The sequence below is a fragment of the Thermus albus genome (assembly GCF_022760855.1).
Taxonomy (GTDB): Bacteria; Deinococcota; Deinococci; order Deinococcales; family Thermaceae; genus Thermus; species Thermus albus.
In genome coordinates this window covers 248,628-261,179 of the sequence record NZ_JAKTNR010000002.1, presented here as the reverse complement: position 1 = coordinate 261,179, position 12,552 = coordinate 248,628, and the positions used below count along the sequence as shown (strand labels likewise).

Here is a 12,552-nt window from a genome sequence, read left to right as displayed (position 1 = left end):
AGCCCTAACCCCTGGATAGCCCTGGGCCAACCGCGCCGGCAGGCAGGGATGGCATAACGCTCTTTTCCTTAGGCGCACAAAAGCGTAGAATATGGCCCAAGGGAGGGCCCATGCGCAAGAAGCACGACTGGCTCAGGGAGACGTACCAGAAGAGCCTGGAGAAGATGCCCGAAAGGCCCGTGGCCCACCGCACCCTTTCGGACATCGCCCCAGAGCCCCTTTACACCCCCGAGGACATCGGGGTCCTAGACCCCGAGTACGAGGAGAAGCAGGGCTACCCCGGGGAGTACCCCTATACCCGGGGGGTCTACGGCTCCATGTACCGGTCCAAGCTCTGGACCATGCGCATGTTCGCCGGTTTCGGCACCGCCGAGCAGACCAACGAGCGCTTCAAGAAACTTCTAAAGGCGGGCCAAACCGGCCTCAGCGTGGCCTTTGACCTGCCCACCCTCATGGGCTACGACTCCGACCACCCCCTCTCCAAGGGGGAGGTGGGCAAGTGCGGGGTGGCGGTATCCAGCCTGGCGGACATGGAGGTCCTATTTGACGGCATCAACCTCGAGGAGGTCACCACCTCCATGACCATCAATAGCCCCGCCAACGCCATCTGGGCCATGTACCTAGCGGTGGCCAAGAAGAAGGGCTACGACTGGAAAAAGCTTGGGGGCACCATCCAAAACGACATCCTGAAGGAGTTCATCGCCCAGAAGGAGTTCATCTTCCCCCCAGAGCCCAGCGTGAAGCTGGTCATCGACACCTTTGAGTGGGGGCCTAAGAACGTCCCCAAGTGGAACTTCATCTCCGTATCCGGTTACCACATCCGGGAGGCGGGCTCCACGGCGGTGCAGGAGCTGGCCTGGACCCTGGCCGACGGCTTTGAGTATGTGGAAGCCGCCCTTAAGCGGGGGCTAGACATTGACGAGTTCGCTCCCAGGATCAGCTTCTTCTTTGATGTCCATAACGACTTCTTTGAGGAGATCGCCAAGTTCCGCGCCGCAAGGCGCATCTGGGCCAAGGAGATGCGCCACCGCTACGGGGCCAAGAACCCGCAAAGCTGGGCCCTCCGCACCCACGCCCAGACCGCTGGGGTCTCCCTCACCGCCCAACAACCCCTCAACAACATCGCCCGGGTGGCCATCCAGGCCCTGGCCGCCGTCTTGGGGGGCACCAACAGCCTCCACACCGACGCCTACGACGAGGCCCTGGCCCTGCCCACGGAGGAATCCGCCACCATCGCCCTGAGAACCCAGCAGATCATCGCCTACGAAAGCGGGGTCACCCACACCATTGACCCCTTGGCGGGGAGCTATTACGTGGAGTGGCTCACCGACGAGATGGAGCGCCAGGCCATGGCCATCATCCAGGAGATCCGTCGCATGGGGGGCGTGGTGCGGGCCATTGAGGAAGGCTACTTCCTCCGGGAGCTGGCCGAGGCCAGCTACCGCTACCAGCAGGAGGTGGAGCGCAAAGAGAGGATCATCGTAGGGGTGAACGCCTTCACCGACGAGATCCCCCTGAAGGTTCCCATCCAGTTGGTGGACCCCGAGGTGGAACGGGTCCAGGCGGAGCGCCTGGCCCGGGTGCGCCGGGAGCGGGACCCAAAGCGTGTGGAAGAGGCCCTGGCTGGTCTGCGCCGGGCTGCGGCGGAAGGGCAGAACACCATGCCCCACTTCGTGGAGTGCGCCCTGGCCTACTGCACCCTGGGGGAGATGATGGACGTGCTGCGGGAAGTTTACGGCACCTACCAGGAACCCGCTTACGTTTAGGATGGGAGTATGGATAGGCGCATAAGGGTTCTCATCGCCAAACCCGGGCTGGATGGCCACGACCGCGGGGCCAAGGTGGTGGCCCGGGCCTTAAGGGATGCCGGCATGGAGGTCATTTACACCGGCCTACGGCAAACCCCCGAGATGATCGTCTCGGCGGCCATCCAGGAGGACGTGGACGCCATAGGGCTATCCATCCTCTCGGGGGCCCACATGCACTACTTCCGGGAGGTTAAAAGGCTTTTGGGCGAGCAGGGAGCCTCGGACATCCTCCTCTTCGGGGGAGGGATCATCCCCGATGAGGACGTGCCCAAGCTGAAGGAGCTAGGGGTGGCGGCGGTGTTTGGCCCCGGGACCAGCACCCAGGAGATCGTGGACTTTCTAAAGCGGGCGGTGCCGGAGCGCTGGCAGGCCCAGGGCTTAGCATGAAGGCCATCCAGCTTTACTATCCACCGGAGTGGGCCCACTGCTATGGGTGTGGCTACCTGAACCCCATGGGCCTCCACATCAAAACCCACTGGCACCCCCAAAAGGCCCAAAGCGAAACCCGCTTCACCCCAAGCCCCCACCATACCGCCATTCCTGGGTACGTGTACGGGGGGCTTCTGGCCTCCTTGGTGGACTGCCACTCCACCGCCACCGCCGCCGCGGCTAAGGCCCAGGCCGAGGGCCTGGACCTGGAAAGCCATCCCCTCCGCTTCGTCACCGCCAGCCTCAAGGTGGACTACCTAAAGCCCACCCCCCTGGGCCCCGAACTCCTCCTGGTGGGCCGGGCCAAGGAGGTGAAGGGGAAAAAGGTGGTGGTGGAAACCGAGCTCTATGCGGAAGGCGTGCTCACCGTGCGGGGGGAAGCGGTGTTGGTGCAGATCACCGAGGGGTTTAGCGGTTCAAAAGGTGGCGCTCCAGGCGCTGAATAACCGTGGAAAGAGCCTCCGCCTTAGGGGAAGCCACCAGAACCAGCTCCAACCACGCTTCTTCCAGAATCCTCTTGACCTCCCCTAGTTCCTCCACAGGGTACACCTGACCTAAGGCCAAGGCCTGGCAGCGGTCCCGAAGCTCCCTTTTGTCCTCGAGGAGGTGCCGGATGGTCATTCGCGCCTCAAAGAGCTGCGCCTCCAGCTTTTGGATCCGGTCATGCAATGGCCCTTCCTCCCACCGCTTCCTCGCCTGTTCCCGAGAGACGAGCCTTTCCAAATCATCCCAGTGCATACCCTAAGGCTAAGGAACCTCGCCCAACCCCGTGTGATCTATACACCTCGCCTGAAGATGGGAAGGGTCTAGGGCCTGGGGACATCCAGACGCCTTTCCAGAAATCTTTCCAGTAGGAAAAGGGAAAGGGCCATGAGGAGCAGGTAAGGGCGTAGGGAAAGGGGGGAGGAGGTCCTAAGGTTCCCGGCTCCCGGTCCAACCAGCGTTTCCGGATCCAGAAGCGCCCCCCCAGAGGCCTCCGCCAGGGCCCTTAGCACCTCCTTCCCATCCCTGGGGGTCCACTCCCCGGGAAGGGGTAGGGTTAGGGGAAGGCGGCGCTTCCCGTCCAAGAGCACCCCCGGTTCCCCAGCCAGCACCTCGTACCGCTCCGGACCCGTGGGCACCAAGGGCACCTCCCTTCCCCCGCTAAGGAAAAGGGGGGTCTCTAAACGGCCCAGGACCACGGCACGCACCTGGTGCCCCTCAGGGTAGGTATAGAGGGCCAGGGCCTTTTGGCTTCCCATGAGGTAGCGGGCAAGCCCCCCAAGGAAAGGCGCTGCCCCTTCCCATCCGATCCAGGAGCGGGAAAGGTCCGTGGCCAGGGCGGCCACCCGCCCTTCCCCCCGCTCTCCCATGGCCAAAACCGCCCGTCCCTCGCTTTCCAAAAGCACCTCCGCCCAGGGTTCGGCCCGGGCCGGCAGGAGAACGGAAAGGGGGGGTGGGGAAAGCCCTTGGGTCAGGGGATGGGGCCTGGTTTGCACGGGAAAACGCCCCTCCAATCCCTCCCCTTGGAACACCTCCTGCCCCTCCCTCAGGAAAAGCCGGGGAAGTTCCTGGGCGGTGGCCGCCTGGTAGTACCGCCCCCCACCCCGCTGGGCCAGCTTCTTCAAGAACGCCCGGTCGGCGTCAGGTCCTAAGGCCATGGTGCTCACCTCGAGGCCCGAGGCCTCCGCCAGGGACAGGATGGGGTCCTGGGAATCGGAGATGAGACCGTCGCTCAGCACCAAAACCCCCTTGCGATCCACGGGCACATCCTCAAGCAGCCTGACCGCCTCCCGGAAGGCAGGGCCTAGGACCGTCCCACCCTCGGCCCGCACAGAGAGGAGAAGGCTTTCCGCCTCCTTTTTGCCTTGCTCGGTCATGGGTCTCGGAGGGAACAGCACCCGGTGGGTGGAGGAAAAGAGGACCACGCCCAGGTAATCCTCCGGCGCCGCCGACCGCACCAGTTCCAAGGCCCCGGCCACCGCCAGGGAAAGCTTCTCCCCCTCCATGCTTCCGGAAACATCCAGGACCAGGACCAAGGCCGCCCCCTTACGGCCCAGGGGCTTTAAGGGAAGGTCTTCCGGCAAGACCCGGTCCCAGCCACCGAAGAAAAGGCCCTTGGGGGTGGCGGTGAAAAGAAGCCCTCCCCCCCGACGCAGATACTCCCTTAGGGCCTCGGGGGCTCCTGGGGGAAGGTCCAGGACCCCCAGGCCCACCACCACCAGGTCGGCCTCCAAGGGCATGCGGAAGGGGCCCTCCTCCACCTGAAAACCCTGGGCCTCCAGGTAACGGGCCAAGGCCGGATCCCCCAACACCAGGGCCTTGCCGCGGTCGGCAGGTTCCAGGCTCACCTGGGCCTCGCTCCTGCCCCAGGCGCCTTCCACCACCGCCCGCACCTGGGCCTCCTCCGTAAGGGAGAAGGTGTAGGCCAGGGTTTTGCGACCCTGCACCCGGAGACTCTTTTCCACGGACCCCCCAGGACCCTCCACCCTAAGCCGGGCCTCCACGGGCACGGGGGCCTCGAGGACCACCCCCACCCCCACCGTCTCCCCAAAAAGGGGGTAGGGCGGGGGGACCAGGTGAACCTCCACGTGGGGCTTGGGGGGCACGTAGACGGCGTCCAGGGGAAAAGGGGCAGGAAGAGGGGGAAAAAGTCCATCGGAAACCAGCACCACCCGGTCGGGCCTAAGGGCTAGCGCCTCCTTAAAAGCCGCCCTCAGGTCCGTCCCCTCCCCCAGGTCCAACCTGCGGGCGGTGGGGGCAGGAAGCCGGGCCACCCGCTCGGCAAAGGCCAGGTAGATCCCATCCCTAGGCAAACTTTCCGCTAGGGCAAAAACGCTATCCCGAGCAGAAGGGGAAAAGTCCAAGAGGTACACCACCCGCCCCGGTAGGGGCCACCTGGGGTCTAAGAAGGCCAGAAGGAGAAGGAGTAGGACCCCAGCCCTGAACATCCGGAGCATGACCCCATGCTAGTCCATGCGGTTAATCCTCACCTTGGCCTGGGCCGAGGCGGGAGCCCTGGAAAGGCCCTTGGGCGGGCGAGATCTCCAATAGGCCTAGAGAATGCCCCATCCAACGGCATCAGTCCATCCAGTGCCCGAGCTTCTCCTTTTTGGCCTGGAGGTACCGCTCGTTGTGGGGATTGTCCCCGGCCCGCAAGGGAAGGCGCTCCACGATCTCTATGCCGAAGCCGGAAAGGGCCTTTACCTTGCGCGGGTTATTGGTGAGAAGGCGCATCTTGCGCACCCCCAGGTCATAGAGAATCTGGGCCCCCACCCCGTAGTCCCTTAGATCCGGAGGAAATCCCAAGGCCAGATTGGCCTCCACCGTGTCCAGCCCTTGGTCCTGCAGGTGGTAGGCCCGGATCTTGTTGATGAGGCCGATGCCCCGCCCCTCCTGCCTCAGGTAGACCAAAACCCCCTTTCCCTCCTGGGCAATCCGCTCCAGGGCCAGGTCCCGCTGGAAACCACAATCACACCTTAAGGAGTGCAGGGCATCCCCGGTGAGGCACTCGGAGTGCATGCGCACCAGGATGGGCTCCTCAGGCTCCCAGCTTCCCATGACCAAGGCGGCGTGCTCCTCCCCGGTGAGGCTATCCCGGTAGCCCAGGACGCGGAACTCACCAAACCGGGTGGGCAACAGGGCCTCCGCCTCCCGCCTCACGTAGAGATCCCCCTTCTCCAGGCGATAGCGGATGAGGTCGGCGATGGTGCCCACCTTTAGTCCATGCCGCTTGGCGAAGTGTAGCAGGTCCGGCAGGCGGGCCATGCTGCCATCCTCCTTGAGAATCTCAATGAGGCTTCCCACAGGGGTAAGCCCCGCCAAGCGCAGGAGGTCCACCGTGGCCTCCGTATGCCCGGCCCGCCTAAGGACCCCACCGGGTCTGGCCACCAGGGGAAAGATGTGCCCTGGGCGGCGGAAGTCTTGGGCAGTGGCCCCGGGGTCCGCGAGAAGCCTGATGGTGGCCGCCCGCTCAAAGGCGGAAATCCCCGTGCTGGTTCCTCGGGCATCCACGCTCACGGTGAAGCGGGTGCCCTGGGGGTCCTGGTTCCTCTCCACCATGAGGGGCAGGTCCAAGGCCTGGGCCCGCTCCTCGGTGAGGGCCACGCAAAGGAGCCCCCGGCACTCCTTGAGCATAAAGTTCACCCACTCCGGGGTCACGTGTTCCGCCGCCATGATGAGGTCGCCCTCGTTTTCCCGGTCCTCGTCGTCCACCAGGATCACCGGGCGGCCTTGGCGAAGTTCCTCCAGGAGTTCCCTAACGCTGGCCAAACCCTCCATCATTCCCCCTTCATCCATCGTTCCAGGTAACGGGCGATGAGGTCCACCTCCAGGTTCACCCCATCCCCCACCCTCAGGCTTCCCAGGTTGGTGACCTTTAGGGTGTGGGGGATCAAGGTCACGAAGAAGGCATCCCCCTCCAGCCCCGCCACCGTGAGGGAAACCCCGTTTAGGGCCACGCTCCCCTTTTCGGCGATGTAGCGGGTAAGCTCCCGCGGCGGGCGGAAGCAGTAGTCCAGGGCCCCTGGGGTCTCCCGGATGGCCACCACCTCCGCCACCCCATCCACATGCCCGGTGACGAAATGCCCTCCAAGCCGGTCCCCCACCTTAAGGGCCCTTTCCAGGTTGGGGCGATGCCCCACCCGCCAGGTGGGGGCGGTGCGGCGCCGGGTCTCCTGGGCCAACTCCACCCAAAACCCCTCCCCATCCACCGCCACCGCGGTGAGGCAGACTCCGTCCACGGCCACGGAATCCCCCACCTTAAGGTCGGAAAGCACCTCTTTGGCGGCAATCCGCACCCTGAGGAAGGGCCCTTCCTCCACCCCTACGATCTCGCCCGTTTCCTCCACCAGTCCCGTGAACATCATCCCTCCGGATAGGCCTCCAGCCAAAGATCCTCTCCCAGCCATGCCCTACGCACCAGCCTGAGCCCTTTGGCCTCGGCCATGCGCTCCACGGCAAACCCCTCCAAAAACCCCTTCCCCTCTCCCAAGACCTTGGGCGCCACGAAAAGGGCTAGCTTATCCACCAAGCCCCTTTGCCAGAAGGCTCCGGCCAGCCTCGGACCGCCTTCCAACAAGACCCCGTCCAGGCCCTCCTCCAGCAGGAAGGCCAAGGCCGCTTCCAGGCTCACCCTTTCCCCTTCCCGGGGAAGCTCCACCACCCTGGCACCCACCCCCTCGAGGACCCTAAGCCGATCCTTGGGAGCGCCTCTGCCCACCAACACGTACACCTGGGCAGGCTCCTCCCGGGGCCCCTTGTGGAAGATGCGAGCGGTAGGAGGGGTGCGGCCTTCTGTGTCCAGGACCACCTTCACCGGGTCCCTAAGGGGCGGGGGCTCCAGCATGAGGGGGAAGGGGCGGAAGTCGGGCTCCCGCACGGTGAGCCAGGGATCGTCCTGCAAGACCGTTCCCACCCCCACCATCACCACGGGAAGCCACTGGCGGTAGGCCTGGGCCACGCGCCGGCTTTCCTCCGAGGAAACATAGCGGGCATCCCCGCTCAAGGCCGCCACCCTGCCGTCCAGGGTGAGGGCCGCCTTGAGGAGCACAAAGGGCCGGCCCTTTCTTTGCCGGTGGAAGAAGACCTCGTTTTGTTCCCGGGCCTCGGCCTCCAGAAGCCCCGCCTCCACCTCCACCCCCCCCGCCCGAAGGCGGCCTAAACCCCCTTGAGCCAAGGGGTTGGGGTCCTGGGCCGCCACCACCACCCGGGCCACCCCCGCCTGCAAAAGGGCCAGGGAGCAAGGAGGAGTGCGGCCATGGTGGTTGCAGGGCTCCAAGGAAACATAGGCGGTAGCCCCCCGGGCCAAGGGTCCCGCCTCCTTTAGGGCAAAAACCTCCGCATGGGGCTCCCCGGCCTTGGGATGGTACCCCTCCCCCACGATCCGCCCATCCCGCACCAGCACCGCCCCCACCAAGGGGTTGGGATGGGTGTGGCCTCGAGCCCGTTCGGCCAGCTGCAACGCCCTACGGAGAAAACGCTCGTCCAGCTCTCGCAAAGACCCTCCTTCTCCCATCCGGACTTTCACCGTCGGCCCCGGAATTCCACCGGGTCGGGCCCCAAGGGGGCTTCGCGGGCTTTCACCGCCGGTGGGGACTTCCACCCCGCCCCGAAGGAGGTGCCAGGAGGCACCGCATTCAGTTTACCAAGAGGAAGCAAGGCCAGATTCCAGGACGCACCACTTTTCTTCCCTTCCTGAATAGCAAAACAGGGGCCCTCAAAGGACCCCTGCCCGCTTCGATGGTGGAGGTGGGGGGAGTCGAACCCCCGTCCGAAAGTCCCTACGGCAGGCCTCTACGCGCGTAGTCCGTGTTTCGGGTGTCCCCCTGGCTTAGCCCACGGACAGGCGGCCAAGGGCAAGCTCCGCTGGTTTTCGCCTTGGGTTACGGAGCCTAGCCAAGGCTAGCCGGGTTTGTGTCCCCGCTACCGTGAGCCCCCGGCAGGGCTTCCGGGCGGGGTCGCGGTCTTAAGCCGCGAGAGCGTAAGCAGGCTTGTTGGCCTTTATTCGTTTGCGGGTTTTTACGAGGCCACCCGCACCTCGGCGCGCCACCTGCCCTCGGCGACCCCCGTCGAGACCGTTCACCCCCATGTCCCAAGCCGGGCTCGGACCGGCAAACTTGAGTGTAACAGGCTAAAGGGGTTGTAGTCAAGGGGGTTTTGGGTGTACACTGAGCCCAGTGCTCCCAAGGGAGGGGGGTGGGTGTAAGCCCACCCTTCCTTTGTGAAGGGAGGTAGGGAGGTGCCTGTGGACCTTTGGCGGTTGGTGGAGGAAGCGGTAGGGCCCCTGGACCTCGAGGTCCTGGAGGTGCGGGAAGCCCCCGGGGAGGTCCTGGTCCGCCTGGAACGGAAGGACGAGAGGCCCATCAGCGTGGCTGACCTGGAACGGGCCAGCCGGGCCATTGAGGCGGTCTTTGACCGGGAGGACCCCATCCCGGGAAGCTACCGCCTTTTGCTGGAGTCTCCCGGCCCCAAGCGCCCCCTCTTCACCCGCCGCCACTTTGAGCGCTTCCAGGGCCTAAAGGCCAAGGTGCCGGGGCCGGAAGGCTTCGTGGGGCGGATCCTCCGGGTGGAGGGAGACGAGGTGGTCTTCCAGGTGGGCCAGGAGGAAAAGCGCCTCAGGATCGGTACCTTCCGCGCCAACCTCGCCGAGTGGCCCGAGGAGCCCAGGTAGACAACACTACAGACGGGATACAGGGAGGAGAGATGAACCGGGAATTCATAGACGCCATGCAGCAGCTGGCCTTGGAGCGGGGGGTTACCACCGAGGAGGTCCTCGAGGCCTTCAAGGAAGCCCTGCGCAAGGCCTACATCAAGCGGCAGAAGGGATACCGCAAGGAAGAGATCGATGCCGGCAAGGGCCCGGAGGTGGACGTCTACATTGATCCCCAGACCGGGCGCATTGAGATGGTGGAGGTCCGCCGCGTGGTGGAGAAGGTGGAGGACCCCGACAAGGAAATCGCCCTCTCCGAAGCCCTGGAGTACGATCCCGAGGTCCAGGTGGGCGATGAGATGGAGTTCCCCATTGACCCCGAGGGCCTTTCCCGCATGGCCATCCAAGACCTGCGCCAGATCCTCACCCAGCGCCTCAAGGAGTCCGAACGCAACCGCATCTACAACGAGTACAAGGACAAGGAAGGCCAGGTCCTCACGGGGGTGGTGACCCGGGTGGACAACCGGGGCAACGTCTTCGTGGAGCTGGGCCGGGGAGAGGCTTACCTTCCGAAGAGCGAGCAAATCCCCACCGAGCGGTACTATCCCGGCCAACGCCTCAAGGTGTACCTGAAGAAGGTGGACCGCTCGGCCAAAGGCCCTTCCTTGATCGTGAGCCGGGCCCACGAAAAGCTTCTGGAACACCTGTTGAAGCAGGAGGTCCCCGAGATCGCCGAGGGCATCGTGGAGATCAAGGCCATCGCCCGCGAGCCCGGCCGCCGCAGCAAGGTGGCGGTGATGACCCACAACCCCAATGTGGATCCCATCGGGGCCTGCATCGGCCACAAGGGGCAACGCATCCAGGCGGTTTCCGCGGAGCTGGGCCGGGAAAAGGTGGACATCATCCTCTGGGCCAAGGACCCCAAGGAGTTCATCAGGAACGCCCTCTCCCCCGCCCAGGTGGGTTCCATTGAGCTGGACCCGGATGGGCAGAAGGCCCGGGTCAAGGTGACCAAGGACCAGCATTCCCTGGCCATCGGCACCGGGGGGCAGAACGTCCGCCTGGCTTCCAAGCTCACGGGGTACGAGATCCACTTTGAGGAGGCGGAGATCTCCGACCTGGACGAGGCCATTCGCCGGGCCGCCCAGGAGGAGGCAGAAGCCCCGAGCCGGGCCAAGGAGGAGTTTGAGAAACTCTTCCGGGACATTTCCGAGTGATGGCCAAGCATGTCCCCATCCGCATGTGCGTGGCCTGCCGCAGAAGGCGGCCTAAGGGAGAGCTTTTGCGGATTCTCTTCACGGCGGAGGGGTTTCGCCTGGACCCCACGGGGAAACTGCCGGGCAGGGGGGCCTATGTCTGCCCCGACAACCCCGAGTGCTGGACGGAAAAGAAACTCAGGCGCTTTGCCGGCGGCCGGGCCAAGGCCTTGTCGGAGTCGCTTACAATCCTTCTAGGAGGTACGGATGGCCAAAATACGCATCTACCAGCTGGCTAAAGAGCTGGGCATGACCAACGAGGAGCTGCTGGAACTCCTGGACCAGATGGGGGTTCCCTACAAATCCCACGCCTCCACCCTTTCCGAGGAGGATGCGGAGGCGGTGCGGGAACTGGTCAAGGAGCAACGGGGTCTGCAGGAAAAGCTGGCCGAAGAAGAGCGCAGGAAAGCCCTTCCTAGAAGGCCTCCCGTGGTAGTCATCATGGGCCACGTGGACCACGGGAAGACCACCCTGCTGGACTATCTGCGCAAAAGCCGCATCGCCGAGAAGGAGGCGGGGGGGATCACCCAGCACGTGGGCGCCTTTGAGGTGAAGACTCCCCAGGGTACGGTGGTCTTCATAGATACCCCGGGGCACGAGGCCTTTACCACCATCCGGCAGCGGGGGGCCAAGGTGGCGGACATCGCCGTCATCGTCATCGCCGCCGACGACGGGATCATGCCCCAGACGGACGAGGCCATCGCCCACGCCAAGGCCGCCGGGGCCAGGATCCTCTTCGCCCTCAACAAGATGGACCTGCCCCAGGCCAACCCCGACCGGGTCAAACGGCAGCTCATGGAGCGGGGTTTCGTGCCCGAGGAGTATGGGGGGGAGGCCATCGTGGTGCCCATCAGCGCCAAGACCGGACAGGGGGTACAGGACCTCTTGGAGATGATCCTTCTCATCGCCGAGCTGGAGGACTACCGGGCCGACCCCAACGCCGAACCTAGGGGGGTTATCCTCGAGTCCCGGCTGGACAAGCAGGCGGGGATCATCGCCAACATGCTGGTCCAGGAGGGCACCTTCCGGGTGGGGGATTACGTGGTGGCCGGCGAGGTGTACGGCCGCATCCGGGCCATGATGGACGCCGACGGCAACCAGCGCAAGGAAGCGGGACCGGGTAGCGCCGTGCAGGTCCTGGGCTTCCAGGAGCTTCCCCACGCTGGGGACGTGGTGGAATGGGTGCCCGATCTCGAGGCGGCCAAGGAGATTACCGAGGAGCGAAAGGAGGAGCGCAGGGCCCGGGAAGAAGCGGAAAGGGAGCGCCGCCCCAGGACCATGGCCGACCTCCTGCGCGCCCTACAGGAGGAGGGGCAGAAAGAGGTGAACCTCATCCTGCGGGCGGATACCCAAGGTTCCTTGGAAGCTATCCAGCACATTCTCGCCAAGGAAAGTACCGACGAGGTCAAGATAAATGTGCTCCTGGCCCAGGTGGGGGCCCCCACCGAGTCCGATGTCCTCCTGGCGCAGACCGCCAACGCCGCTATCCTGGCCTTCGGGGTAAACCCCTCCGGTGCCGTGAAGAAGGCGGCGGAGCAAAAGGGGGTCCTCCTCAAAACCTTCCGCATCATCTACGACCTCATCGACGAGGTCCGGGCCATGGTGAAGGGGCAAAAGGAGCCCATATACAAGGAGGAGGTCCTGGGCCGGGCCGAGGTGCGGGCCATCTTCCGCCTGCCCGGAGGCAAACAGGTGGCAGGATGCATGGTCACCCAGGGCAAGGTGGTGCGGAGTGCCGAGGTGCGGGTGTTGCGCAAGGGGGAGGAGATCTGGAAGGGCAGGATGGCCAGCCTCAAGCGCTTCAAGGAGGACGTGCGGGAGGTGGCCCAAGGATATGAATGCGGGGTTGGCCTCGAGGGGTTCGACGACTTCCAGGAAGGAGATGTCCTTGAGGTTTTCCAGATGGTGGAGGTGCCGGCGTAGGAGGTTC

The 12,552-nt window shown here is 64.8% G+C and carries 12 protein-coding genes, 1 other RNA gene and 1 riboswitch; of the genes, 7 read left to right on the top strand and 6 right to left on the bottom strand.

Annotation, left to right across the window (positions count from 1 at the left end; genetic code table 11):
- The first annotated feature begins 110 nt into the window (after positions 1-110).
- From L0D18_RS03225 to L0D18_RS03215, 3 genes are read left to right on the top strand one after another with little or no spacing between them, the layout of a single operon-like run.
- The gene (locus tag L0D18_RS03225; protein WP_243027336.1) at positions 111-1,766 is read left to right on the top strand and encodes an acyl-CoA mutase large subunit family protein; all 1,656 of its coding nucleotides are present in this window, start codon (positions 111-113) and stop codon (positions 1,764-1,766) included.
- A 9-nt stretch (positions 1,767-1,775) separates the two neighbouring features.
- On the top strand, positions 1,776-2,195 hold the full coding sequence (locus L0D18_RS03220; RefSeq protein ID WP_243027335.1) for a cobalamin B12-binding domain-containing protein: 420 nt from the start codon (positions 1,776-1,778) through the stop codon (positions 2,193-2,195).
- Positions 2,192-2,683, top strand: coding sequence for a PaaI family thioesterase (locus L0D18_RS03215; protein ID WP_243027334.1), 492 nt, complete (start codon positions 2,192-2,194; stop codon positions 2,681-2,683). Before L0D18_RS03220 ends, L0D18_RS03215 begins: the two co-directional genes overlap by 4 nt.
- Here L0D18_RS03215 and L0D18_RS03210 read toward each other — a convergent pair.
- The 6 genes from L0D18_RS03210 to ssrA form a co-directional block, all read right to left on the bottom strand.
- On the bottom strand, positions 2,646-2,975 hold the full coding sequence (locus L0D18_RS03210) for a hypothetical protein (RefSeq protein WP_243027333.1): 330 nt from the start codon (positions 2,973-2,975) through the stop codon (positions 2,646-2,648). The two genes, L0D18_RS03215 and L0D18_RS03210, sit on opposite strands and share 38 nt — an antisense overlap.
- 68 nt (positions 2,976-3,043) lie before the next feature.
- Entirely contained in the window at positions 3,044-5,176 is a 2,133-nt protein-coding gene (locus L0D18_RS03205) for a VWA domain-containing protein (RefSeq protein WP_243027332.1), read from the bottom strand.
- Positions 5,177-5,297: 121 nt separating this feature from the next.
- A complete protein-coding gene (locus tag L0D18_RS03200; RefSeq protein WP_243027439.1) occupies positions 5,298-6,497 on the bottom strand; it encodes a bifunctional 3,4-dihydroxy-2-butanone-4-phosphate synthase/GTP cyclohydrolase II in 1,200 nt (399 codons plus the stop codon).
- On the bottom strand, positions 6,497-7,081 hold the full coding sequence (locus L0D18_RS03195) for a riboflavin synthase (protein ID WP_243027437.1): 585 nt from the start codon (positions 7,079-7,081) through the stop codon (positions 6,497-6,499). Before L0D18_RS03195 ends, L0D18_RS03200 begins: the two co-directional genes overlap by 1 nt.
- Positions 7,081-8,214 (bottom strand): bifunctional diaminohydroxyphosphoribosylaminopyrimidine deaminase/5-amino-6-(5-phosphoribosylamino)uracil reductase RibD, encoded by a 1,134-nt coding sequence (ribD, locus tag L0D18_RS03190; protein ID WP_243027331.1) that lies wholly within the window; start codon positions 8,212-8,214, stop codon positions 7,081-7,083. Before ribD ends, L0D18_RS03195 begins: the two co-directional genes overlap by 1 nt.
- A 2-nt stretch (positions 8,215-8,216) precedes the next feature.
- Positions 8,217-8,337: riboswitch (FMN riboswitch) on the bottom strand.
- Between the two features lie 120 nt (positions 8,338-8,457).
- Positions 8,458-8,803, bottom strand: a transfer-messenger RNA (tmRNA) gene (gene ssrA, locus L0D18_RS03185).
- Between the two features lie 158 nt (positions 8,804-8,961).
- On the opposite strand from ssrA, the gene rimP reads away from it, so the two are divergent.
- The 4 genes from rimP to infB are packed head-to-tail and all read left to right on the top strand — an operon-like array spanning position 8,962 to position 12,545.
- Positions 8,962-9,387: a ribosome maturation factor RimP gene (rimP, locus tag L0D18_RS03180; RefSeq protein ID WP_243027435.1), complete on the top strand. Its 426-nt coding sequence runs from the start codon at positions 8,962-8,964 to the stop codon at positions 9,385-9,387.
- Between the two features lie 32 nt (positions 9,388-9,419).
- Positions 9,420-10,583, top strand: coding sequence for a transcription termination factor NusA (nusA, locus tag L0D18_RS03175; protein ID WP_243027330.1), 1,164 nt, complete (start codon positions 9,420-9,422; stop codon positions 10,581-10,583).
- Positions 10,583-10,861 carry a YlxR family protein gene (locus L0D18_RS03170; RefSeq protein WP_243027329.1) on the top strand — a complete coding sequence of 93 codons (279 nt, stop codon included), beginning with the start codon at positions 10,583-10,585 and terminating at the stop codon, positions 10,859-10,861. Before nusA ends, L0D18_RS03170 begins: the two co-directional genes overlap by 1 nt.
- Complete coding sequence (gene infB / locus L0D18_RS03165) at positions 10,830-12,545, top strand: translation initiation factor IF-2 (protein ID WP_243027328.1); 1,716 nt, start codon at positions 10,830-10,832, stop codon at positions 12,543-12,545. Before L0D18_RS03170 ends, infB begins: the two co-directional genes overlap by 32 nt.
- The last annotated feature ends 7 nt before the right edge of the window (positions 12,546-12,552 follow it).